Origin of the sequence: Microbispora sitophila, assembly GCF_014892245.1 — a bacterium.
Taxonomy (GTDB): domain Bacteria; phylum Actinomycetota; class Actinomycetes; order Streptosporangiales; family Streptosporangiaceae; genus Microbispora; species Microbispora siamensis.
In genome coordinates this window covers 1-24,106 of record NZ_JADBGC010000052.1, presented here as the reverse complement: position 1 = coordinate 24,106, position 24,106 = coordinate 1, and the positions used below count along the sequence as shown (strand labels likewise).

The following is a 24,106-nucleotide window of genomic DNA, read 5'->3' as shown; positions in this document are numbered from 1 at the left end:
AGTAGTAGGTGTCGTCCACCCGGAAGACATCGATGTCGGCCAGGTCCTCCCACAACACCGGGTTGGAATAGGTCGACGACGGCGGCCACGGCCCACCCGACGGACTCGCCGACGGACTCGGACTCGGGGACAGCGACGGCGACGGCGACGGCGACGGCGTAGGGCTGGGACTGCTGCTCGGGCTCGCCGAGGGGCTGGCACTGGGACTGGGACTGGGGCTGGTGACGGTTCCACTGCAGGTGGTGCCGTTCAGCGCGAAGCTCGCCGGCACCGGGTTGGACGAGGTCCAGGAGCCGTTGAAGCCGAACGACGCGCTGCCGCCGGTCGGGATGGCGCCGTTGTAGGAGGCGTTGGTCACCGTGACCTGGGCGCCCGACTGCGTATAGCTGCCGTTCCACAGCTGGCTGATCGTCTGTCCGGCGGGGAACGACCAGGTGAGGCGCCAGCCGTCGACCGGGTCACCCAGGTTGACCACGTCCACGTTGGCGCCGAAGCCGCCCTGCCACTGGTTGGTGACGGTGTAGGCGACCCGGCAGCCGGCGGCGGCCCGGGCGGAGCCGGCGGTCACGACTCCGAGGACGCTCAGCGCCGCGGCCATTCCGGCCGCGAGCCAGCGCCGATGTCGAGTGAAGGGCACGAGAATCTCCAGGGGGATAGGGATTCGTCAGGAGACGGTGCAGGCGTTTCCGTTGAGGGTGAACGCGGTGGGCTTGGCGGCGTCGCCGGTGTGGGCGGCCTGGAAGCCGATCTCGGTGGACGCTCCGGGTGCCAGCGTGCCGTTGTAGCTCACGTTCGCCGCCGTGATCTGTCCGCTGGTGGGGGAGTAGGCGGCGTTCCATCCGTTGGTGATGGTCTGTCCGCCGGGGAGGGCGAAGGCCAGGGACCAGCCGTTGACGGCCGAGGAGGCAAGGCGGCGGCGGCCAGCACGGCCCTGAGCCTTCGTTTCACGCCCTTTCCCTTCACGTCTGGAATCAGCTCGCGGTGCAGGTAAGCGTGGGCACGCCGTTGGCGCCGTTCCAGGTGCCGAGGAAGCCGAACTGGGTGCTCGCGCCCGCGCCGAGCGCGCCGTTGTAGCCGACGTTGCCGGCGGTGACCTGGGCGCCGCTGGTGCTGATCGTGGCGTTCCACGACTGGGTGACCGTCTGGCCGTCGCCGAACCGCCAGCCGACGGTCCAGGAGGAGATCGCCGAGCTGCCCGCGGTGACGGTCACCGTCGCCTGGAAGCCGCCGTCCCACTGCCCGGCGACGGCGTACGCGGCCGAGCACCCCGCGCCGCCCGGAGACGGGCTGGGTGAGGGACTCGGCGACGGACTGGCTGACGGGCTGGGCGACGGGCTGGGGCTGGTGCCGGGGCCCTGCCCGATGCTGCCGGGCACCGACTGGAGCGCCGCGTACCAGGCGGCGGCCATCTTGTCGTAGCCGGTCGCGGTCGGGTGGATGCCGTCGATCAGGTCGGCGGTGGTCAGCTTGCTGTGCATGTCGACCAGGTGGACGTGCTTGCCGCTGCTGACCTTGGACTGCACGATGCCGGGGATGGACGCGTTGAAGGTGCGGGCGGCGGCCTCCTGGCCGGAGTTCGACAGCGGGATGATGGTCGCGACGAACACCTCGGCGTTCGGCGCGGCGGCGGTGATGTGGTCGATCAGCGCGGACAGCCGCTGCGGCGCGCCGGACAGGTTGTAGTTCTGCAGCACGTCGTTGGTGCCGATGTGCAGAAGCACCGTGCGCGGGGTGAAGGTGCGCAGCCAGCCGGTGATGTTCGCGTCGATCTGGTCGATCCGCCACCCGGGGTGTCCCTCGTGGTCGTGGTCGCCCAGACTGGCGGGCCCGTTGTACTGCGACCCGACGAAGTCGATCGTGTAGCGGCCGGCGGCCAGGCGCTGCCACAGCCCGATCCGGTAACCGCCCGGCACCTGCGTGCCCTCGGTGATCGAGTCGCCCAGCGGCATGACCCGCACCCCGCCGTTCGACTCGGCGCGGGCGACGGCGGGCGCCGTCACCACGACGGTCGCGACCAGGAGCGCGGTGGTCAGCCGGCGTGTCCACCGTCTCCATCCGCGCTGATTTGTGAGCGTTAACATCGCTGGTTGGTCAACCCCTTTCGATAAGGGTGAGGTGGGTGGGCGGGTTCCCGCTGTGGCCGACCCCGTGCGTGGCCGGGGGCCGGGCTCCGGTAGCGCTCGTCGGTAATATGGTTAGCGCTAACATCACCTCAACGAGTCGATCGCTCCTCTCCTCGGGATGACCGGGGGTGGTGGTGCGCCGGAGCAAATACGACGTGACGAGCCGCCGTCAAGCTCCGTCTCTCGCCCCGCCCCGCCCTTCCGCCCCGGCCTACGCATCTCAACTGCCGCGATGAGACGCGAACGCACCGCCGAGGGGAGGCGTGGTGATGAAACGTTCATCGAAACCTGCGCATCGAGGGTCACTGACAGAAGCGCCCGGAAAATTACATGCGATGTCGACGACATCAGTGCAGCGTGTGGCCATCTGAGCCTGAATGGGCATCGAAAGTTTCTGGAAACGCCCTTGACACATTTCGGGATGATTTCCAGACTGACTCCCCGAGGCGGCTCCTCCTGCCGGGGTCGGTGGTGAGCGGCAGGGGCCGCAGTTTCGACGCGACGACGGATCGCGTGCTTTCCCGCGGGCGTCTATCCGCGTTCCCTCATTGATTCCGCAGTGGAGGCTCAGGCATGGGCGAAAACCCCTTACCCGCCGACGGCGGACGACGGCTCGTCGGCACCCGCCGGCTGCTGGTCGCCGGCGCCCTCGGCGTACTCGGCACGGCCACCGTGCTCGCGGCGTCCGTCCCCGCCGGCGCCGCCGCCGGCACGCTGGGCGCGGCCGCCGCGCAGAGCGGCCGCTACTACGGCGCCGCGATCGCGGCCGGTCACATGAACGACTCGACCTACGTGGCCACCTGGGACCGGGAGTTCAACGCCGTCACCCCCGAGAACGAGATGAAGTGGGACGCCACCGAGCCCTCGCGAGGCTCGTTCCGCTTCACCTCCGCCGACCAGATCGTCAGCCACGCCCAGAGCAAGGGCATGAAGATCCGCGGGCACACGCTGGTCTGGCACAACCAGTTGCCCAGCTGGGTCAGCGGCCTGTCGGCCAGTGACCTGCGCAGCGCGATGGTCAACCACATCAACAACGTGATGGGGCACTACAAGGGCAAGATCTACGCCTGGGACGTGGTCAACGAGGCCTTCGCCGACGGCGGCGCGGTCGGCACGCTGCGCAGCTCGGTGTTCACCCAGAAGCTCGGCAACGGCTTCATCGAGGAGGCCTTCCGCGCCGCGCGGGCGGCCGACCCGAACGCCAAGCTCTGCTACAACGACTACAACATCGACAACGCCACGGCCGCCAAGACGCAAGGCGTCTACAACATGGTCAAGGACTTCAAGGCCCGCGGCGTGCCGATCGACTGCGTCGGGCTGCAGTCGCACCTGTCGTCGGGATCGGTGCCGTCCAACTACCAGCAGAACATCGCCCAGTTCGCCGCGCTCGGCGTCGACGTCCAGATCACCGAGCTCGACATCGGCGGCTCGGGCTCCGCCCAGGCCGACGCCTACCGCCGCGTCACCCAGGCCTGCACGGCCGTGCCCCGCTGCACCGGCATCACCGTGTGGGGCGTCACCGACAAGTACTCCTGGCGCAGCGGTGACACCCCGCTGCTGTTCGACGGTAACTACAACAAGAAGCAGGCGTACACGGCCGTCCTCGGCGCGCTCAACGCCGCGACCCCGAACACCAGCCCGTCTCCGACCACCAGCCCGAACACCAGTCCGTCCCCGAACACCAGTCCGTCCCCGCGTACCAGCCCGTCCCCGACACCGCCGGTCGGCGGGGCGTGCTCGGCGACCATCGAGACGACCAACAGCTGGCCGGGCGGCTTCCAGTCGACGGTGACCGTACGGGCGGGCAGTTCGGCGGTCAACGGCTGGACCGTGAAGTGGACCTGGCCGAGCGGGCAGACCATCAGCAGCCTGTGGAGCGGCACGCAGAGCGGGTCCGGCTCCAGCGTGACGGTCAGCAACGCCCCCTACAACGGCTCGATCGCGGCCGGCTCGTCCACCACCTTCGGATTCACCGCCAACGGCAGCGCCGCCACCCCCAGCGCGACCTGCACCAGCCCGTGACATGAGGAGACACTGATGCGCCTACCTTGGCGAGCGCGGCCGCCGCGCCGCTCCGCCGAACCGGCGGCGCCGCCTCGGGTGTCCCTGCGCCGGAAGCTGGCGATTACGGCGATGCCGCTCCTGATGGCGGCGACCGGGCTGCTGAACGCCCACAGCGCGGAGGCCGCCGTCGCCTGCCGCGTCGACTACACCGTCGCCTCACAGTGGGGCGGCGGATTCGGGGCCAATGTGGTGGTGAACAATCTGGGCGACGCCGTGAACGGCTGGCAGTTGTCCTGGACGTTCGGGGCCGGCCAGCAGATCACCCAGATCTGGAACGCCACCCACACCCAGTCGGGGTCGTCGGTGACGGCGACCAACGTCAGCTACAACGCCACCATCCCCTCGGGCGGCAGCGTCACCTTCGGGTTCAACGGCTCCTGGAACGGCTCCAACCCGGTGCCCACCTCGTTCTCCCTGAACGGCGTGCCCTGCACCGGAACTCCGTCGTCCCCCAGCCCGAGCCCGACGTCCAGCCCGAGTCCGAGCCCGTCGGCGAGTCCGACGGGTGGCGGCGGGACGCTGCCGTCGAGCTTCCGGTGGAGCTCGAGCGGTGCGCTGATCGCGCCGAAGCCGGACTCGTCGCACAACATCGCGGGCATCAAGGACCCGACGGTGGTGTACTACAACGGCAAGTACCACGTGTTCGCCAGCACGGCCCAGGCCTCGGGCTACAACCTGGTGTACCTGAGCTTCTCCGACTGGTCGCAGGCGGGCTCGGCGACGCACTACTACCTGGACCGCACCCCGATCGGCTCGGGCTACCGGGCGGCGCCCGAGGTGTTCTACTTCGCGCCGCAGAAGCTGTGGTATCTCGTGTACCAGACCGGCAACGCCTCGTACTCCACCAACCCGGACATCGGCAACCCCAACGGGTGGAGCGCGCCGAAGAACTTCTACTCGGGGATGCCCGACATCATCCGGCAGAACATCGGCAACGGCTACTGGGTCGACATGTGGGTGATCTGCGACGACGCCAACTGCTACCTGTTCTCTTCGGACGACAACGGGCATCTGTACCGGTCGCAGACGACGCTGGCGAACTTCCCCAACGGCTTCGGCAACACGGTGATCGCGCTGCAGGACGCCATCCGGAACAACGTGTTCGAGGCGAGCAACGTCTACAAGGTGCAGGGAGACAACCGCTATCTGCTGATCGTCGAGGCGATCGGGTCGAGCGGCCGGCGCTACTTCCGCTCCTGGACGTCGAACAGCATCGCCGGGTCGTGGACGCCGCTGGCGGCCAGTGAGTCCAGCCCGTTCGCCGGATCGAGCAACGTGACCTTCCCCGGCGGCGCCTGGACCAACGACATCAGTCACGGCGAGATGGTCCGCACCCAGGTGGACCAGACGCTGACCATCAGCCCGTGCAAGATGCAGTACCTGTACCAGGGCCGAGACCCCAACTCCGGCGGTGACTACAACTCCCTGCCGTGGCGGCTCGGCCTGCTCACGCAGACCAACTCCACCTGCTGAGCTGTTCTTCCCCGATCCTTCCCGGAGAAGCGGACCTCCGGTGCGGCGGACCCCCGTCGCGCCGGAGGTCTCGCGCCTAGCGCTTCGGCGGAGCGGTGCTCTCGCGTACGACGAGGGTCGTGGCGAACTCCTTGCGGTAATGGGGGAGGGGCTCGCCCCTGGCGAGCGTCACCAGCATGGCGGCCGCCGCCTCCGCCATCTCGGTCAGCGGCTGGTGGATCGTGGTCAGTGGCGGAATGGCCCACCGCACCGGGGGCATGTCGTCGAAGCCGATGACGCTGAGGTCCTCCGGGATGCGCACCCCCATCTGGTGGGCCGCGTGGTACACCCCGATGGCCTGGCCGTCGTTGGAGGCGAAAACGGCCGTGGGCGGGTCGGACAGGCGCAGCAGCCGGTGCGTGTGCGTCAGGCCGTCCTCGATCTGGTAGTCGCCCTGACAGATCAGGTCCGGGTCGACGGGCACCCCGGCCGTGTCGAGCGCGGCGCGATAGCCGTCGAGACGGGCCCGGCTCGACAACGCGTGCGACGGCCCGGTGATGATGGCGATCCGCCGGTGGCCCAGCTCCAGCAGGTGGCGGGTGGCGGTGAGCCCGCCGTTCCAGTTGCCCGCGCCCACCGAGGGGACGCGGTGTCCCGGGTCGCCGGTCGGGTCCAGGAGGACGAGGGGGATCTTGTGAGTGGCGAGCCGATCACGCTGGACGTCGGTCAGGTTGGAGAAGACCGCGATGACGCCGGCGGGGCGGCGGCCGAGCACGTCCTCGAGCCAGTCGGTGCCGGGGACGTGGTTGCCCTGTAACTCGGAGATCGCCACGGCCATGTGGTGCTCGCGCGCGACCTGCCCCACCCCTCGGGCGATCTCCGTCGGGTAGTCGCCCGCCAGTTCGTGGAAGACCAGCTCCAGCACGGCGGCCGGGCTGGAGCGCCGCCGCTGCCTGCGGAACCCGTGCTCTCGGATGAGGCCCTCGATCAGGGCGCGGGTCTCCGGCGCCACCGCGGAGCGGCCGTTCACCACCTTGGAGACCGTCGCCTTGGATACTCCGGCGAGTTCGGCGAGCTGCGCGAGGGTGAGCGGCTCGGGGACGGATGCGGACGGCTCGTCGACAACGGTCACAAGGCGCAGTCTAACGTCGAGGTGTGCGTGTGACTCTGAATGTTTCGGCGACTCGCCGAATAATTTCAGGAGGGCCACCAAGTTCGTCCTGATGTCAACTGCGAAAACTTTCGGAAACCGGTTTAGCTGGCGAGTGTCGGCGTACCGAGCGCGGTGAGCGATGCGAGGCGTTCGGCGTCCTCGGTGCCGGGCTCGGCCGTGTAGACCATGATGCGCAGATCGGCGCCCGCCACGGTGAGCACGTCGCAGTCCAGCGTCAGGGGGCCGACGTCGGGGTGGTCGATGATCTTGCGGGCGGCCTCGTGCCGGCCGACGGCGCCGGAATCCCACAGCTCGGCGAACCGCTCGCTGTTCGCGCGCAGATCCGTGACCAGCCGCCGCAGCCGCTGGTCGCCCGGATAGCGACCGGCGGCCGCGCGCAGGTCGGCGACCAGGACCGTCTCGAACGCCCGCAGGGACTCCGCGGTGTGCCGGGTCCGGCTGCCGGGGCCGAGGAAATGCCGCCACACCGCGTTGCGCTGGTCGCCGCGCGGCTCCGCCGGGTCGCCCATCAACGCGGCGTACGGAGGGTTCGCCAGGAGCAGCGTCCAGCACGCGTCGAAGACCGCGACGGGCGTGCCGGTCAGCCGGTCCAGCAGTCGCAGGACGCTCGGGGTGATGTGCGTCGGCACCGTCTCAGGGCCCGGCGGCGCCAGCCCGGCCAGCCGGAACAGGTGTGCGCGCTCGGTGCCCGACAGCCGCAGGGCCCGGGCCAGGGCCTCGACGACCTGGGCCGACGGGTGGGACGCGCGGCCCTGTTCGAGCCGGGTGACGTAGTCGACGGAGATCCCGGCCAGCAGGGCCAGCTCCTCACGGCGCAGTCCGGCCGCGCGCCGCTGTCCGGCCGCCGGCAGTCCGGCGGACTCGGGCGCGACCCGGTCGCGCCAGCGGCGCACCGCCTTGCCGAACTCTCCCGTCATTCCCCCCGTCGCCATACGGACCAGTCTGCACCCGCCGGCTCTCAGGACAATCATGTGCACATGGGAGAGCATGAGGGACAGGGCTGCGTCTTCTGCGCGATCCTCCGTGGCGAGGCCGAGGCGAGCATCCCCTACGCGGATGACCGCGTCATGGTGATCATGGACATCGGAGCGGTGACACCCGGCCACCTTCTCGTGATTCCCCGCGTCCACGCCGTCGGCCTCGAAGACCTGGACGAGGAGACGAGCACACATGTGTGGAGGATCGGCCACCGCATGGGGCGGGCTCTGCGACGCTCGGGCCTTCGCTGCGAGGGCGTGAACGTTTTCCTGGCGGACGGCAAGGCCGCTTTCCAGGAGGTCTTCCATTTCCATCTGCACGTGTTCCCCCGGTTCAAGGGGGACGCCTTCCGAATAGAGGCCGACTGGGGCACCAGGGAGCGGAGCATGCTCGACCGGGAAGCCGAAGCGGTGCGATCCGGCCTGGCGGCCTTGGAGTATTGATCACCGGTGAGCGAGGGGCTGTGGTCAAGCGGCGGCGGGCAGTGTGGCCGGCTCCGGCATGATGGCGTGCATGGCTTCGGAATCCAGGCACATCAGCGTGTGGATCGACCGGCACGCGGCTGACGTCTACGAATACGCGTCGAACCCGGCCAACCTCCCGGAGTGGGCTCCGGGGCTGGGCAGCTCGGTGGAGAACGCCGACGGCCAGTGGTTCGTGGAGACCTCGTCGGGCCGGGTCGGCTTGGCCTTCGCCGAACGCAACGAGTACGGCGTGCTCGACCACGACGTCACGCTGCCCTCCGGGCAGGTCGTCTACAACCCGATGCGGGTCATCCCCGACGGCGGCGCCTGCGAGGTCGTCTTCACCCTGCGCCGCCTTCCGGATGTGAACGACGAGGACTTCGCCCGCGACGCGGGCCTCGTCCAGGCCGACCTCACCCGGTTGAAGCACATACTCGAATCCGCCGCCCAAGCACAGTAACCTCGCTTACCTATCGTGGCAGGGATGGTGAGGGGCCGCTTTCCTTGCGCCTTCCGCCTAATCGGGATTCATTGCGTAGCATGCGCAGTCCGACTGATTCCGCGGGTGGGTCTCTGGCGCGAAATCGCGAATTCCGCCTGCTGTGGCTCAGCTTCACGATGTCGGTGGCGGCCGACCAGATCTTCCCGGTCACGGTCACCATCGCGGCCCTCAACGCGGGTGGCACCGCCTCGACCGTCGGCGCGATCTTCACCTGCCGGTGGATCGCGTTGATCGTGTTCGCGCTGCTCGGCGGATTGTGGGCGGACCGGCTGCCACGCCGTACGGTGATGGTCGCCTCGCTGGGTTTCCAATGCTGCGTGGCCGCCGTCGGGTTGTGCGGAAATGCCTCCACGTGGCTTCTCGCGCTCCTGGTCTTCCTCGTGGGAGGGGCGGAGGCCTTCCATCGGCCCGCGTACCAGGCCTGCTTGTCGTCGGTCCTCACCCCTGCCCAGCGTCCGGCCGGCGCGGCGCTGACGGCCGTCTCCTGGCGGCTGGGCGCCATTATCGGGCCCGGTCTCGGCGCGTACGTGGTGACGGCGTGGTCCGCCGGGATCGGATTTCTCGCCGTGGTGACCGCCTATCTGCTCGGCCTCGTCCTTCTCCTGCCGTTGCGTGAGCCCGTCGTCACGCCGGGGCCGCGCGCGTCCGCCGTACGGGAGATCGCCGACGGCCTCTCCGAGGTCGTACGGCGGCGGTGGGTCCTGGGGGTGATCGTCGCCGTCGCGCTCCAGCAGATGCTCACGATCGCGCCGGCGCAGGTCCTGCTGCCTCTCGTCTCCCGCGAGACCTTCGGCGGCGACGCCGTGTACGGAACCGCCCTCGCCCTGCTGTCGGTCGGCGGGCTGGCGGGCGGGCTCGTCAGCATGAGATGGAAGCCCGACCGGCCGGGACTGGCCGCGATCGGCGGGCTCGCCCTCTACGGCGTCGTGCCGCTCGCGCTCACCTGGCCGGTGTCGCCGGGATTCGTGTACGCGTACTACATCGCCGCGGGTCTGGGGCTGGAAATCTTCGCCGTGCAGTGGGTGGTGAACCTCCAGAGGGAGATCCCTCCGGAGCGGCTCGCCCGGGTCACCTCCGTGGACTGGCTGGCCGCCTCGGTCATGACGCCCCTGGGCCTGACGCTCACCGGTCCGGCCGGCGCGGCGATCGGCCGCCCGGCGCTGCTGGTGATCGGCGCCGTCGCCGGGTTCGCCGTGCCACTGGCCACTCTTTTCCTCCGCGGCATGACGCGCTTCCAGAGCGACGCCACCGCGCCCGGCGGGGACAGCGCTCCGGAGGCGGCCACCTCGCTGAAGTACGGTCACAGCCCATGAGGATCCTCATCGTGGGCGGCAGCGGCTTTCTCGGCGCGAACTCGTGCGGCAGTCCGCGGCGGACGGCCATGTCGTGGCCGCGACCTACCTGACTCGGGCGGGAACGGCCGCGGGAGCCGACCGGGTGCCACTCGATGTCCGTGACCGTACTGCCGCGGTCGACCTGATCGGCGCGTTCAGCCCCGTCGGCGCCGCTCACGTGGCCCTCGCAACCTCCGGGAACGGCGGACGCCTGGTGCACGTGTCCAGCGATGTGGTCTTCTCCGGTAAGGAGACCACCTATGCCGATGACCGCGTCCCCGAGCGTGATGGCATCGATCCGGCTCGGCTGCCGTACGGCCGGCGCGCTGACACCGACCTGCCTGGGCCGCTCGATGTGCGGTTGGACTGCGGCCTGACTCAGCGGCACCTGAGGACCAGGCTGCGCGGTGCCCGGGAGTTCCTGAGATAGCCGCTCGGCCACTGGCCCCGGCAGACCCATGTGGACGACGCCTTTTGACGTGACGGTTCAGGTGAGGATCTCGACGTACCCGTCGGTTCCGTGAACGCGGATCCGCTGCCCGTCCCGGATCAGCCGGGTGGCCTGCTCCACACCCACGACGGCCGGCAGGCCGTACTCCCGCGCGATCACCGCCCCGTGCGTCATAAGGCCGCCCACCTCCGTCACCAGTCCGGCGGCGGCGACGAACAGGGGGGTCCAGCTGGGATCGGTGTAGGCGGTGACCAGGATGTCGCCCGTCTCAAGGTCGGCCTGTGCCATGTCCATGACGACACGGGCACGGCCCTCGACGGTGCCGGCCGAGACCGGGAGGCCGGCCAGCGCGCCGGGCGGGGCGTCGTCACGCCGATACCGGCCGGTGACGGCCTCGCCGTCCGACGTGAGGACCCGGGGCGGTGTGAGCGCCTCGTACAAACGGAACGCCTCCCGCCTTTCCCGGATGAGTTCGGCGTCCACCTCGTTGGTGCGCGCGACCTCGTGCAACTCCTCGAGCCGGAGGAAGTAGATGTCTTCCTTCTCACGCAGGACGCCGGACTGGACGAGGCGATCGGCTTCCCGCAGCAACGCCTGCTTGTACACGAAGTAGCGGCTGACCATGCCGTACTTGGGGTACTCCCGGTATCCGGCGAAGGCGCGGACGCGGTCGATCACCCGCTTGGTCTCCTCGGCCTTCTGCTCCCCGTCGGGGAGGGCGCGCAAGCGCGTCAGCAGTTCCTGTTCCTTCCGCTGTGACTCTTGGCGTCCCTGTTCGAAGCGTCGCTTGCCGGCGCCCGGCTCGAAGTTCCTGATGTTGCCGAGGATGGTGGGCACGAGCGTGGCGGGTTGCTCGCTCCAGCGCGTTCTGGTGATGTCGATCTCGCCCGCGCAGCGCATGCCGTACTCGTCGAGGTAGCCCCGGATGGCGTCACGCGCTTCCCGTCCGCCGGCCAGCCCGGCCAGCTCGTCCAGGAAGCCGTCGCCCTCCCGGCCTTCGTCCACGACGCGCTGCAAGAACGCCACGACGTCCGCGTGCGGCCGGATCGTGTCCGCGACGTCGAGGAGCGCCAGCCCCATCTCCGACGTGACGTTGTGGGGGACGGACTGCGTGAGCACGTCGGCCGCGTTCTTCTCGCCCAGCCACGCCTCGAGGTGGTCGTTGAGCCACCAGGTCGCCTCCATCCCCGCCATGATCACCCGGGAGCTTCGCGGATCGAACAGGATGCGCTTCAGCTCTGCGATGTCGGCCAGGATGAAGTCGAGCAGCGCCGGCCCGGACAGACCCTGGATCTCGCGCCGCAGGGTGGCGACGGACTCCTGACTGTGCCGGATCAACTCCGTGACGATGGCCGGATCGGTCTCGATCGGGGCGGAGGCGTCACCGGCGGGTGCGGGGCCGGAACCTTCGTCAGGAAGCGAGCGGAGGAAGTCGCCGCGGTCGACAACGGTCTGCAGCGCGTCCCGGATCAGCGGGTCGGACTTCCCCAGGGTCCCGATGAGTCTCGCGCGACCCGCGGGTGTCGCCAGGACGGGGGCCACGTCGACGAACAACCGTCCGCCCGCCTCGTGCATCGGCCGTGGGGTCGTCAGCTGCCACAGGGACAGTCCCAGCGGCTTCATCGCGTCGGTCATCATCTGCTGGTGACCGACGGAGACGTAGACGTGGTTCTCCTGGTCATCGGTCGTGGGGACGGGGAACAGGGTGGTGATCGGCCGGCTCTGGACGATGTGGAAGTCGTCGCCGACCAGGCACCATTCGATGTCCTGGGGTCGGCCGAAGTGCGCTTCGATCCGCCGGCCCAGCCGCACCAGGCGCACGACTTGTGCGTCCGTCAGAGCCGGCTGCGTCTGCCGCTGCGGCTCGATCGGTACGTCCTTGGTGCCGCCTTCCGGCGACGCCTGGACGGACCGCGGCTTGGTGGCGACCGCTCTGGTGACGACCTGGTCGTCGCGCACCGTGTAGACGTCCGCGGCGACCAGACCGGAGACGAGCGCCTCGCCGAGCCCCCAACCGGCCTCCACGGTGGCGATCTTCCGGTTCGAGGTCACGGGATCCGCGGTGAACAGGACCCCGGCCGCGTCCGGGAACACCATCCGCTGTACGACCACGGCCATCCGCACCTTCCGGTGGTCGAAGCCATTGCGGTGCCGGTAGGTCACCGCCCGCTCGGTGAACAGCGAGGCCCAGCACCGCTGGACGTGCCGGAGGATCGCCGCCAGGCCCACGACGTTCAGGTACGAGTCCTGCTGGCCGGCGAAGGACGCGGTCGGCAGGTCCTCGGCCGTCGCGCTGGAACGCACCGCGTAGGAGGCGTGCTCCCCGAGCCGGGCGAGCGATTCGCCGATCGCCGCCACAAGGTCGCCGGGCATCGTGACGCTTTCGACGGCGCGGCGGATATCCGCGCTCAGGGTGCGGATCGCCGCGCGGTCGTCCGGTTCCACGCACGCCAGCAGGTCGAGCTGAGCGTCGATCGACGGCACCTCGGCCACGACCCGCTGGAAGGCGTCCGTCGTGACGCAGAAGCCTTCTGGCACGCGGATGCCATCGATTCGCGAGAGCTCGCCCAGGTGCGCCCCCTTTCCGCCGACGTCTGCGGCATTGGTCGAGTCGATGTGCTCGAAACCCATCACGTAGCGCAATTCGTTGCTCCATCGTTCGCCGGGCCGGTTCGCAACGGGCAAGTATGAACCACTTTCCGGCGCCTCATGAGGAGCGCGAGTCTGCTATGTGGTCGGGACGCCACGGACATGCTTCCCACGGAACGCCCGTATCCCCTGTCCGCGGAGCTCGCCCAGGCCATCGGTGCCACGAAGAAGGACGCCGGAGCCGGTGAAACCGCCAGGTCAGAGGTGAAACCAGCGTGAAGCCGCGATGAAGCCGGCGACGCGGAAGCTCTTCTCGGACGCCGGGAGGTACCCGGCGGAGAGAGGAGACGCGTCATGGCGGACCTCAGTGCCGTCCGGGCCGACAGTCTGGTCAAGAACTTCGGGGACTTCCGGGCCGTGGACGGAATCGACCTGCACGTACGGCAAGGCGAGATCTTCGGGGTCCTGGGCCCCAACGGAGCAGGCAAGACCACCATGCTCCGGATGCTCGCCACCCTGCTCCCGATCGACGGCGGCCATGCGGAGATCTTCGGCGTCGACGTCCGGCGGGAACCCCACCGCATCCGGCAGCTGGTAGGCGTCACCGGCCAGTACGCCTCGGTGGACGAGGACCTGACCGCCCGGGAGAACCTCTGGCTGTTCGCCCGCCTCCAGGGCCTGACCAGCGCCCGAGCCAAGACGATCGCCGGTGACCTGCTCGAACGCTTCGGCCTCCAGGAGGCGGCCGACCGTCCCCTGTCCCAGTTCAGCGGCGGCATGCGCCGCCGGCTGGACCTCGCGTCAAGCCTGATCACCCGCCCACCTCTGATCTTCCTGGACGAGCCCACGACCGGCCTCGACCCGAGAACCCGAGGCCAGATGTGGGACACCATCCGTGAGCTGGTCACCGACGGTTCCACGATCCTCCTCACCACCCAATACCTGGACGAGGCCGACCAGCTGGCCGGCCGCGTGGCGGTGATCGACCGAGGTCGGAAGGTCGCCGAGGACACTCCCGACGCTCTGAAGACCCAGGTCGGCGACTCAACCCTGCAGCTCAGGCTCGCGGACGGCTCCGACACCGCCCTGGCCGCGGACGTCGTCCGCCGGCTGCTGGGTGAGGACCCGGTCCTGACCCCGGAATCGGGACGCATGAACATCCCCCTTCCCGACCCCGACCGGGCCGCGGACGTCCTGATCGGCCTGCGTGAAGCGGGCCTCGGCATCTCCTCGGTGAGCGTCGCCAAGCCGACGCTGGACGAGGTCTTCCTGGCGCTGACCGGCCACGGCGCCGACGAACCCCAGATGGAGGCGGCCCGATGACCACGAGCACCGCGACCTCGACCACCGCTACCCCGACCACTCGCGATCCCCAGCGCATCGACCCGTCCGCCGCGGTCGCCCGCACCACGTCCCGCAGCTCGCTTCAGGCGACCTGGGTCCAGGTCCTGGCGATGGCATGGCGAGCCCTGAAGAAGATGCGCCGCAAGCCCGAGCAGTTCTTCGACGTCCTCATCCAGCCCTTGCTGTTCACGGCGATGTTCGCGTTCATCTTCGGCGGCGCGATCTCCGGCAGCGTGTCGAACTACCTCCCGGTGCTGATCCCCGGCATCCTCGCCCAGACGGCCCTGACCGTCTGCATGGCGACGGGCGTGCAGCTGCGCGAAGACATGGACAAGGGAGTCTTCGACCGCTTCAAGTCCCTGCCGATCGCGAGGATCGCTCCCTTGGCCGGCCCGATGATCGCCGACTTGATCCGGTACGGCATCGCGTCGGTGCTGACGGTCGTCACCGGCCTGCTCATCGGTTACCGCCCCGGCGGCGGCGTGCTCGGCTGCGTCGGAGGCGTCGCGCTCACCGTGATCGCGGGCTGGTCGCTGGCGTGGATCTTCACCTGGCTGGGCACGATGGCGCGTTCGGCGCAGAGCGTTCAGGGCATCTCGATGATGATCATGTTTCCGCTCACCTTCCTGTCCAACGCCTTCGTCCCCGCCGACACGCTGCCCGGCTGGCTGGAGGCGTTCGTGAAGGTCAACCCGGTGTCGCACGTCGTCTCCGCGGTGCGCGACCTGCTCAACGACGGGGCCGTGACGGCCGAGGTCGGCTGGGCGGTCATCGGCTGCGCGGTCGTCGTCGCGATCTTCGCCCCGCTGGCGGTCCGCTCGTACTCTCGCAAGATGTAGCCGGTGTCAGAGCACCCGCTCCAGGACGGCGCGGGCCTCGGCCAGCAGGTCGGGGCCGCGCCGTTCGCCGTATCCGGCCTCGACCCGGGACAGGACGCCGGGGGCGATCCGTTCGGCGTGCGCGGACAGCACCGACCACTGCATCGTCGGGGTGAACCGGTTGTAGGCGAACCGGTCGGCGAGCACGAGCAGCCGCACCGCCTCCTCGACCGGCAGCGCCCCCTTCAGCAGGCCCCAGATGCCCAGCCCGGCGAGCACCATCCCCATCACCGGGTAGTCCTTGTTGGCGGGGTCCGGGCCGAACACGACCAGGACCTTGGCCCGCAGCGACTCGAAGAGGTCCGCGCCGTCGTCGCCCTCGCCGTACTGCGCGAACGCCGAGAGCGCGATGACCTCGCCCAGGACGGCCCACGGTGTGAAATCGTCCACCGCGCCCGGGACGCGCCGGTTCCGGAGCACCGCGGCGGTCTCGCGGTGCCGCCGCAGCCCCTCCGCGATGTAGCCGTCGGCGAGGGCCAGCTCCGCTCTGCCGGCGGCGACCGCCAGGGCCTCGCCGTAGGTGCCCTGGGAGGCGAGCGCCTCCATGTCGTCGAGCATCCGCGCGGCCTCGTCGCGGCGGCCCTCGGCGAGCGCCGCCATGGCGAGGCCGGCGCGGATCTGGATGGCGTCGTCCACCGCCCCGAGGCGTTCGAGCACCGGGAGCGCCTCGGCGGCATGCCTGGAGGCCGTCGCGGTGTCACCGAGGTGCGCGTACAGGCCGGCCAGCTGGGTGTGCAGCACCGCCCGATGCCAGGGACCGCCGTCATCGCCGACGAGTTCGAGGGCGGCCCGGGCCGCTTCGATCGCGCCGACCGGGTCGCCGGTGTTCTCCCGGCCGTGACTCAGCCAGTGCAGCGCGATCCGGCGGATCTGAGGGTCGGGATCGACGACCAGCTTCTCCAAGCCGTGCTCGGGATCCGACACCATGCTGAGCAGCGCGGTCACCAGCGCCCGGACGGCCGGGTTCGCCGAGTCGGCGCCCAGCCCGGACAGCAGCCGCGTCAGCGTCCCGGTCTCTTCGAAGGAGACGATGGTGGTGCTGAACAGCGCGATGCTCAGGGCCAGCCGGGTCCGGTCGAGGAGCCGGGGCGGAGGCGTCCATCCACCCAGGGCGGCGGCGACGGCCGGGGTGAGGACGATGCTGCGCGTGTGGTCCCCGCAGATCGTCCAGTAGCCGCCCAGCGCGGAGAACAGCACCACGGCCGCTTCCGGGTCGGGGTCGGCGAGGGCCTCGCGCAGGATGTCGGCGAGGTTCGTCTCCTCGGAACGCAGCCGGTCCATCGCGTCGACCTGCTCCGGCGAGTACAGCCGGGCGCCGTGCCGGTCGGCGTGCCCGACGGCCCACGCGCGTACGGCGGCCCGCGCGTCGGCGGTCTCGCCGGCCGACTCCAGCCGTACCCGGCCGAACTCGCGCACCGTCTCCAGCATGCGGTAGCGGACGCCGTCGGCTGTCTCCACGACGCTGAGCAGGGACTGCTCCACGAGTTCCTCGACGTCGCCGAGAGCGTCGTCGCCGAGCACCTCCTCCGCCGCGTCGAGGGTGAAGCCGTCCGGGAAGGCCGAGAGGCGGCGGAGGGCCCGGCGCTCCCGCTCGCCCAGCAGGTTCCAGGACCAGTCGATCACCGCCAGCAGCGTCTGGTGCCGGAAGGGGGCGCTCCGGTCGCCGCCGCGCAGCAGCGAGAACCTGTCATCCAGCCGCCGGGCGATCTCGACCGGCGACATCACCCTCACCTTCGCGGCGGCCAGCTCGATCGCGAGCGGCAGGCCGTCCAAGCGGGCCACGACGGCGCGTACGTCATCCTCGTCGAGGTGCACACCGGGCCGGGCCGCGGTCGCGCGGTCGCAGAACAGCTCGACGGCGTCAGCGGTTCCGAGCTGGGGCAGCGAATAGACGCGTTCGGCGGCGATCGCCAGCGGCGAGCGGGTGGTGGTGAGGACGCGCAGCTCCCGTGTGGTCGCGGTCAGATAGGCGACCAGGTCGGCGACCGCCTCCACCAGATGCTCGCAGTTGTCGAGCACCAGCAGCGTCGGGGCCAGATCGAGCTGCTGGGCGATCCGGGCCCGGACGTCGGCGCGTTGCTGCGGGGTGAGCGTGCGGCGTCCGGTCACCGAGTCGCGGACGCCGAGCGCCGACCCGACCTCGCCGACCAGGTCCTCGGGCGCGGTCACGCCGACCAGCTCGACGAAGTGCACCACCGGCTGCGGGGCCTCGCGGGCGACGGCGTGGGCGAGCCGGGTCTTGCCGAGCCCGCCCGGACCGAGGATCGAGACCACCCGGGAGGTGGCGAGCAGTGCCCGCACTCGTCGGAGGTCGTCGTCGCGGCCGAGCAGCGGGGTCGTGTCGAACCGCACGCCGGAGCGTACGGGGCTGTCGAGCGCCAGCAGCTCACGATGGACGCGCCGCAGCTCCGGACCGACGTCGGCGCCGATTCGGTCGCGCAGGTCCGAGCGGTAGCGCTCGAAGCGGTCCAGCGCGGCGCCCGTTCCGCGCACCGCCGCCTCGCTGTGCAGGAGGTCGGCGAGCAGCCCCTCGTCTCCGGGGTGGACGCGCACAGCCTCCTCGAGCTCGGGCAGGGCGGGGCCGTGGTCGCCGCTCCGGCTCCGGGCCCGGGCGAGCACGACCCGCGCGGACGCCAGGTCGCGTTCCGCGCGCCGGCGCACCTCGGCCAGCGGACCGCCGCCCTCGGGCGGCAGCGCCCCGGTGCCCAGCGCGAGCGCCTCCTCCGCCGCCCCGGCCGCCTCGGCCGGATTCTCGACGAGCAGCGCCCGCGCCCGGTCCGCCAGATCGTGCAGCCGGCCGGCGTCGACCCGGTCGGGCGGGACCTCGAGCCGGTAGCCGCCCCCTTCCGTGACCAGCGCCTCCGGCCCCACGACCGCCCTGGTCCGGGACACCAGGACCTGCAGCGCCTTCGCCGGATTGGCCGGTTCGCTGTCTCCCCACACCTCCGCGACGAGCTGGTCCGCGTTCACGGTCCGGCAGGCGAGCGCGAGGGCCGCGAGCAACGCCTGAGCCCTCTCGCCGACCACCGGCTGCCCCCGCCACCGCACACCGTCGAGCAGGCTCAGGTGGATCGACATGGCGCAAGTCTAGGCTTCACCGAGCCATCCACCCGTTTCTCACCTTCGACCCGTCCCATGACGAGTGGGGTGTCGACCGGCAGCAGTCGTCCTGCCTGTGCGCTGTGGCTGTTGTGAGCTTTCGGCCGTCTGTGCCCCCGTATCGGACTTCAGCGCCGCGCCAGCGCCAGCACGCTCAGCCCGAACATCAGGACGCCCAGGGGGAGATGGACCGACGGTACGTGCGCGATGCCGAGCGCGACCTGGACGGAGGCGAGGACGAGGAAGCCGGACGCGCGCCAGATGGGCCGGGGCGAGCCGCCGCCCGGCTTCCACGCCAGCACCGCCGCGAGCACGTACAGCATCGACGCCCCGTACATCACGCGGGCTCCCACACTGTGCAGCGTCTCTCCGTACGACGAGGTCAGCAGCAGTCCGGCGGAAACCGCTTGAAGGAAGATGGTCAGGGTCTGCAAGGTGATCGCGATCCGCAGAAACGAGAAGCTGCGCTGTGCCGTCGCCTGGGTGGCCATGTCACGGTCCCCTATTCCGCCCACGCGGGCAGTAGATCGATAAGGTCTCACCAGCCCGACGACGCGGGCCTGTGAAAGGTAAGGTGAGGAAGCGGTCGGGAGCATGGGGATGGCTGGGACGAGCACCGATGAGATAGCCGGTGAGCGGCGCCAACTGATCAATGTCGCCTACCGGTTGCTCGGTTCACTGGCCGAGGCCGAGGACGCCGTACAGGAGGCCTACGCGCGCTGGTACGCGCTGCCACGAAGACGGCAGGAGGAGATCGTGTCCCCTGGCGCCTGGCTGACGACGGTGACCGGCCGCATCTGCCTGGACGTGCTCGGCTCGGCGCGGGCGCGGCGTGAACGCTATGTCGGCATGTGGCTGCCCGAGCCGCTGCCCGACCGCACCGAGTGGGACCACGGCCACGGCACCGACCCCGCCGATCAGATGGTCCTGGACGAATCGGTGACCATGGCCTTCCTCGTCGTCCTGGAGTCGATGACGCCCGCCGAGCGGGTGGCGTTCGTCCTGCACGACGTCTTCCGTTACCCCTTCGCCGAGGTCGCCGGCGTCCTCGGCCGGAGCCCTGCGGCCTGCAAGCAACTGGCGGCCTCCGCCCGGCGGCGGGTGGGCGTCGCGCGCGCCCCGGTGCCGGCGGCCGGGCAGGCCGACGCGGTGCGGCATGTCAAAAAGGCATGGGAGACGAAGGACATCGCGGCCCTCGTCGACCTCCTCGACCCGGCCGCCGTGATGACCGCCGACGGTGGCGGCATGGTCGGTACCGTCCTGCTCCCGATCGAAGGCGGCGCGCGCATCGCCCAGTACATGGTCGCCATCGCCGACAAGGCTCCGGGACTCGAACTCCTGGAGCGGTCGGTCAACGGTCTGCCGGGCCTGGTGGCCCTGCGTGCCGGCGTCGTCGTGACCGTAGCCTCGTTCGATGTCGCCGACGGCCGCGTCACCCGGATCTGGGCGGTCCGCAATCCGGAGAAGCTGCGGCCATGGGCGCGGGACGGCTGATACTCCAGATGACTGCATGGGGGAGGACGCCAGGTCGTCGGTTTCGTCGCTCCCGCCAGATTCGCCCTTACCGAGTTCGGCTTGGCTGAGACCGGCCTGGGAGAAGTCGGCCGAGTCGGCGTAAGCCCCCTTTGGACGCGCTTGATCAGGTGGTCCGTGCTCAGTAGATGTCTATCCTGTGATGATGCGTGCGGGTTCTGCGGTGGACGCGGCTACGGCGGTAATCTTCGCCACGTTCATGGCCCTGATGTCGCAGGTCGCTCGGGTGACCCAGCCAGAGGCCCGTCCCGTCACCGCGCTCGGGCTGGCACTCCTGGTGGTGTGTGGATTGGCGTTGGCTCTGCGGCGAATCAATCCGCTGCTCGCCTTCACGCTGACCGTGGGCACAGCGGTGGCCTACCTGGGGTTGCGGTTCGCCGGCTGGCCTATCTACCTGGGCGCGTTCGCGGGTCTGCTGGCGCTGGTCTCCGGGGTCACCGAAGCGCGCGTGTGGGTTCCGTTCGCCGCGATCGGTGGGGTGGGGGTGGCGGTCGCCACCGGTCCGCCGGAAGGCTGGCAGCCTGCCCCGATGATCACAATCGCGGCGGTGTGGACGGTGGTCGCGGTCCTGACCGCCCGCGCCACGCAGGTCCGCCGGCGGCTCGCAGAAGAGGAGGCGATCGGCAAGGTCGCCGAGGAGCGGCTTCGCATCGCCCGGGAGTTGCACGACGTGCTCTCCCACAGCCTGGCCACGATCAGCCTTCAGGCCGGAGTGGGGCTGCACCTGCTGAGCGACCGCCCGGAGCAGGCCCGGGAGGCGCTCCACGCGATCCGGCAGCTCAGCACCGACGCGCTCGCCCAGGCACGCGCCGCGTTGACGGTCGTGCGAGGGACGAGCGAGGATGTGCCGCGGGCCGCGCCCGATCTCGCAGGGCTCGATGCGCTGGTGACATCGGTGCGCGAGACCGGCTTTGGTGTGGATCTGGCCACCGACCTGGGTGGTCACGCGGTCCCCGACGTGATCTCCGCCACCGCCTATCGAATCGTCCAGGAGGCGTTGACCAACGTGATGCGTCACGCCGGACCCGGCGCGAATGCTCGGGTTCACGTCGGAACCATCGACGGCTGGCTGGAGATCGACGTCGCGGACGACGGCGTCGGCGCCGCGGAATCGATGCGCGCCCCCGGTCACGGACTGCGCGGGCTGGCCGAACGGGTCGCCGCGGTCGGCGGCGAGGTGCGGGCCGGCCCGGCGCCCAGCGGCGGCTTCACCGTCCATGCGCGACTGCCGTTGGGGGCGAAGCGGTGACCGTGCTGCGGGTGGTGCTCGCCGACGACCAGGTGATGATCCGTTCCGGGTTACGAGCGCTACTGACCGCCGAACCCGACGTGGAGGTGGTCGCCGAGGCCGGCGACGGACAGCAGGCGCTCGCCGCCGCTCGCGCTCACCGTCCGGACGTGATCGTGATGGACGTCCGGATGCCGGTGCTGGATGGGCTGGCGGCCACCCGGGCGATCGCCGCGGACCCCCACCTGTCCGATGTGAGGGTGTTGGTGCTGACGACGTTCGATGAGGACGAACTCGTCTTCGAGGCGATTCGTGCGGGCGCGGCCGGATTCCTGCTCAAGGACGCCGAGCCCGCTGAACTGCTGCGCGGCATCCGGGTGGCCGCTGCCGGTGACGCGTTGCTCTCCCCGCAGGCCGCGCGCCGACTGGTTACGGCGTTCGCCGCCGCTCCCGCACCGACCGGGCCTGCCGCGCGTGCGCTGGATCTGCTCACAGCGCGGGAACGGGAGGTCGTCGCTCTGGTGGCCCGGGGGTTGTCCAACGAGGAGATCGCCGATCGGCTGGTGATCAGCCCTGCAACCTCGCGTACCCACGTCTCCCGGGCAATGGTCAAACTCGCCGCCCGCGATCGCGCGCAACTGGTCGTCTTCGCCTATGAATCCGGCCTAGTCCACCCGGGCCGCACCAGTTGACCTGCGCGGTTTCCTTCCCGGATACGTTCAGCAACGTACGCCGGATCCCTGGATACCTGGACACGCGTAGGTGAAGTGCCGCCGGGCAACCGACGACGTGCCCCATGACCGAGCGAAAAGCTACTGGCAGCACAGGAACGGCGAGCTCTCCCGAACTCGCCGTTGCGACGTCGGCGGTTTCCCAGGAGGTACCGGGCAATGATTCTTTCCGCGTTCGGGCGCTCATCCCGACCAGCGACCCTGAATGAGCGCACATCAGATTCGTCCACTTGGGACGAGAAGTCTTCCGAGAAAATGCCCAAATATGAGCGGCTATGGCGGCTTGTCCTGGCGGTGGCGATCGTTGGCGGACCGCTCGGTTACGACGTTGGCAGCATCCTCATCCCGGCCGTCCACGAAGATGGAGCGACGAGCATCGCGGCGAACGCCGCCGCGAATCCGATCACCAACACCGTGCACCTGGTCGCGTACGTCCTCGCCTCTTTTCTGCTCCCTCTCGGAGCGGCCGGCCTCGCGTATCTCGCCTATGCCGGGGCACCGTGGCTGGCCACGCTCGGTGGACTGCTCGCGGTGGTGGGCTGGCTACCGTTCTCGGCCCTGACCGCCCTGGACGACCTCACCATGGCCATGGCTGCCCTCCCCGACAGCGGTTCGTACGCCATGCTGTTGGACCAGTTCGCGAACGATGCAGTGATGGGCGGCTACCTGCTCGTCTATATCGTTGGGCATCTGGTGGCTTACGTGATGCTCGCTATCGCGCTGCGCCGAGCCGGAGTCATCCCGAGGTGGGCGGCCTGGTCCATGTCGGCCAGCAGCCCCCTGACAGTCGCCCTCTTCGTGTTGCCGGGCCGGCCCCTTGTGCTGGGTGATGTCGCACTGACTCTGCTCGTGATCGGCAGCATCCCCGCAGCCCGGGCCATGGCCACTCGCAACCGTCTCTCCAATCCGTAACAGGGATGTGCGCGACATCCGCGCACTCTGGACAGAGCCGCGCCGGACCATTCAGGCGCGGCCCGGCTCCTACCGATCGCAGCACTCGTCATTGTCCGACCCGATAGAAACGATCAAGGCTCGGATGGCCTCTTCCTCAATTCGCGAATTTGTCGGGGGAGCTCTGTAGCGTCAGAGGTCGCCGTACGAAGGGATAGCCATGGCCACGGTAACGTCACGCGACGGGACACGGATTGGATTCGAACAGGTGGGAACAGGGCCGTCGCTCGTACTGGTCGATGCGGCAGGTGGATTCCGCGGGTTCGGCCCCATGAGCTCACTCGCTGGGCGCCTCGCCGGCAAGTTCACGGTCGTGACCTACGACAGGCGTGGACGCGGAGAGAGCGGCGACACCCCGCCGTATGCGGTGGAACGCGAAGTAGAGGACCTTGCGGCCGTGATCGAGGCGGCTGGAGGGGCAGCGTTCGTCCACGGGTTCTCCTCTGGCGCGGCCCTGGCTCTGCTCGGGGCGGCGGCCGGGCTGCCGATCTCGATGCTCTCACTCCTCGAACCACCGATCGCCCTCGACCAGCCACCGCAGGAAGGTGACCTCGCAGCCGAGATCGACGAACTCGTGGCTGCCGGTCGCCGGGCCGACGCGGTGGAGCACTTCCACACAAGCATCGGTGTCCCCCCCGAGATAACTGCGGGTATGCGACAGGCTCCCTTTTTCCCGATGTTGGAGGGCGTCGCGCACACGCTCGCGTACGACAGTCGCATAACCCCAGCCGTCTCCCTCGCCACTCTTCAGTCCGTGATCGTGCCGACCTTGGTCGTCAACAGTGAGGCTAGCGACGACCGTTTGCGTGGCTGGGCCGAGGATGTGGCGACGGCCCTTCCTCGGGGCTGCCACCTCACTCTCAAGGGCGAGTGGCACGGCGTCTCCAACGACGAGCTGGCCTCCGCGCTGGCCGATTTCTTTGGAGGTGGAGCCGTCTGAGAAGGCGCGTCTACTGACTGGGAGACGCGAGAGGGCGGAATCCGAGTGAGCTGATTCAGAGCCAATGGCCCGAGAAGATCGAACAGCTTCGAAAACAATCGATGCCCGGGTGGGGATGTGCTCCCTGACCTCGGCCTTCGTGCGTGGAGCGGGTGACGGGAATCGAACCCGCGCTGTCAGCTTGGGAATTGCATGGATCACGGCCGTTAGGCGCACTGACCTGGGCTTGGGGTCGGTCACGAGTGACCGCGGTTGCCCCCTCGTTACCCTC

Annotated in this window: 20 protein-coding genes and 1 pseudogene; 13 read left to right on the top strand and 8 right to left on the bottom strand. The window is 69.8% G+C overall.

The window, feature by feature from the left end; all coding sequences use genetic code 11:
• The 3 genes and pseudogenes from IL992_RS44720 to IL992_RS44710 all read right to left on the bottom strand — a co-directional run.
• Window positions 1-637 (bottom strand): cellulose-binding domain-containing protein (locus IL992_RS44720; RefSeq protein WP_319019238.1); only part of this gene is annotated, 637 nt, incomplete at its 3' end.
• Between the two features lie 27 nt (window positions 638-664).
• A pseudogene (locus IL992_RS44715) lies at window positions 665-895 on the bottom strand (cellulose binding domain-containing protein); the annotation flags it as partial.
• A gap of 76 nt (window positions 896-971) precedes the next feature.
• On the bottom strand, window positions 972-2,081 hold the full coding sequence (locus IL992_RS44710) for a cellulose binding domain-containing protein (RefSeq protein WP_193209353.1): 1,110 nt from the start codon (window positions 2,079-2,081) through the stop codon (window positions 972-974).
• A 615-nt stretch (window positions 2,082-2,696) separates the two neighbouring features.
• Between IL992_RS44710 and IL992_RS44705 the strand changes: the two genes are divergently transcribed.
• Window positions 2,697-4,145, top strand: coding sequence for an endo-1,4-beta-xylanase (locus tag IL992_RS44705; protein ID WP_193209352.1), 1,449 nt, complete (start codon window positions 2,697-2,699; stop codon window positions 4,143-4,145).
• A 111-nt stretch (window positions 4,146-4,256) separates the two neighbouring features.
• Window positions 4,257-5,660, top strand: coding sequence for a non-reducing end alpha-L-arabinofuranosidase family hydrolase (locus IL992_RS44700; RefSeq protein ID WP_193209357.1), 1,404 nt, complete (start codon window positions 4,257-4,259; stop codon window positions 5,658-5,660).
• Window positions 5,661-5,736: 76 nt separating this feature from the next.
• Here IL992_RS44700 and IL992_RS44695 read toward each other — a convergent pair whose 3' ends face one another.
• A complete protein-coding gene (locus IL992_RS44695; RefSeq protein WP_193209351.1) occupies window positions 5,737-6,771 on the bottom strand; it encodes a LacI family DNA-binding transcriptional regulator in 1,035 nt (344 codons plus the stop codon).
• 122 nt (window positions 6,772-6,893) lie between these two features.
• Window positions 6,894-7,745, bottom strand: a complete 852-nt coding sequence (locus IL992_RS44690) for a helix-turn-helix transcriptional regulator (protein ID WP_226874945.1) — start codon at window positions 7,743-7,745, stop codon at window positions 6,894-6,896.
• A 45-nt stretch (window positions 7,746-7,790) separates the two neighbouring features.
• On the opposite strand from IL992_RS44690, the gene IL992_RS44685 reads away from it, so the two are divergent.
• The 4 genes from IL992_RS44685 (at window position 7,791) to IL992_RS44670 (ending at window position 10,521) form a co-directional block, all read left to right on the top strand.
• Window positions 7,791-8,234 carry an HIT family protein gene (locus tag IL992_RS44685; RefSeq protein WP_193209350.1) on the top strand — a complete coding sequence of 148 codons (444 nt, stop codon included), beginning with the start codon at window positions 7,791-7,793 and terminating at the stop codon, window positions 8,232-8,234.
• Between the two features lie 70 nt (window positions 8,235-8,304).
• Complete coding sequence (locus IL992_RS44680; protein WP_193209349.1) at window positions 8,305-8,715, top strand: SRPBCC family protein; 411 nt, start codon at window positions 8,305-8,307, stop codon at window positions 8,713-8,715.
• A gap of 80 nt (window positions 8,716-8,795) precedes the next feature.
• Window positions 8,796-10,070 carry an MFS transporter gene (locus tag IL992_RS44675; RefSeq protein WP_193209348.1) on the top strand — a complete coding sequence of 425 codons (1,275 nt, stop codon included), beginning with the start codon at window positions 8,796-8,798 and terminating at the stop codon, window positions 10,068-10,070.
• Between the two features lie 43 nt (window positions 10,071-10,113).
• On the top strand, window positions 10,114-10,521 hold the full coding sequence (locus IL992_RS44670; protein WP_193209347.1) for a hypothetical protein: 408 nt from the start codon (window positions 10,114-10,116) through the stop codon (window positions 10,519-10,521).
• A gap of 57 nt (window positions 10,522-10,578) precedes the next feature.
• On the opposite strand, the gene rph is transcribed toward IL992_RS44670, so the two are convergent.
• Window positions 10,579-13,173, bottom strand: a complete 2,595-nt coding sequence (gene rph, locus IL992_RS44665) for a rifamycin-inactivating phosphotransferase (protein WP_193209355.1) — start codon at window positions 13,171-13,173, stop codon at window positions 10,579-10,581.
• Between the two features lie 312 nt (window positions 13,174-13,485).
• On the opposite strand from rph, the gene IL992_RS44660 reads away from it, so the two are divergent.
• Together IL992_RS44660 and IL992_RS44655 are read left to right on the top strand one after the other, a co-directional pair.
• The gene (locus IL992_RS44660) at window positions 13,486-14,454 is read left to right on the top strand and encodes an ATP-binding cassette domain-containing protein (RefSeq protein ID WP_193209346.1); all 969 of its coding nucleotides are present in this window, start codon (window positions 13,486-13,488) and stop codon (window positions 14,452-14,454) included.
• The gene (locus tag IL992_RS44655) at window positions 14,451-15,314 is read left to right on the top strand and encodes an ABC transporter permease (protein WP_193209345.1); all 864 of its coding nucleotides are present in this window, start codon (window positions 14,451-14,453) and stop codon (window positions 15,312-15,314) included. The genes IL992_RS44660 and IL992_RS44655 overlap by 4 nt, the downstream gene beginning before the upstream one ends.
• A gap of 6 nt (window positions 15,315-15,320) precedes the next feature.
• On the opposite strand, the gene IL992_RS44650 is transcribed toward IL992_RS44655, so the two are convergent.
• Together IL992_RS44650 and IL992_RS44645 are read right to left on the bottom strand one after the other, a co-directional pair.
• Window positions 15,321-18,431, bottom strand: a complete 3,111-nt coding sequence (locus IL992_RS44650; protein ID WP_193209344.1) for a BTAD domain-containing putative transcriptional regulator — start codon at window positions 18,429-18,431, stop codon at window positions 15,321-15,323.
• A 149-nt stretch (window positions 18,432-18,580) separates the two neighbouring features.
• Window positions 18,581-18,943: a hypothetical protein gene (locus IL992_RS44645; protein WP_193209343.1), complete on the bottom strand. Its 363-nt coding sequence runs from the start codon at window positions 18,941-18,943 to the stop codon at window positions 18,581-18,583.
• Window positions 18,944-19,052: 109 nt separating this feature from the next.
• Between IL992_RS44645 and sigJ the strand changes: the two genes are divergently transcribed.
• The 5 genes from sigJ to IL992_RS44620 all read left to right on the top strand — a co-directional run bounded on the left by sigJ (window position 19,053) and on the right by IL992_RS44620 (window position 23,835).
• Entirely contained in the window at window positions 19,053-19,946 is an 894-nt protein-coding gene (sigJ, locus tag IL992_RS44640; protein ID WP_226874943.1) for an RNA polymerase sigma factor SigJ, read from the top strand.
• Window positions 19,947-20,130: 184 nt separating this feature from the next.
• Window positions 20,131-21,234, top strand: a complete 1,104-nt coding sequence (locus IL992_RS44635; RefSeq protein WP_226874942.1) for a sensor histidine kinase — start codon at window positions 20,131-20,133, stop codon at window positions 21,232-21,234.
• A 2-nt stretch (window positions 21,235-21,236) separates the two neighbouring features.
• Window positions 21,237-21,905: a response regulator transcription factor gene (locus IL992_RS44630; RefSeq protein WP_193209354.1), complete on the top strand. Its 669-nt coding sequence runs from the start codon at window positions 21,237-21,239 to the stop codon at window positions 21,903-21,905.
• A gap of 198 nt (window positions 21,906-22,103) precedes the next feature.
• Complete coding sequence (locus IL992_RS44625) at window positions 22,104-22,856, top strand: hypothetical protein (protein ID WP_193209340.1); 753 nt, start codon at window positions 22,104-22,106, stop codon at window positions 22,854-22,856.
• Window positions 22,857-23,055: 199 nt separating this feature from the next.
• Complete coding sequence (locus tag IL992_RS44620; RefSeq protein WP_193209339.1) at window positions 23,056-23,835, top strand: alpha/beta fold hydrolase; 780 nt, start codon at window positions 23,056-23,058, stop codon at window positions 23,833-23,835.
• The last annotated feature ends 271 nt before the right edge of the window (window positions 23,836-24,106 follow it).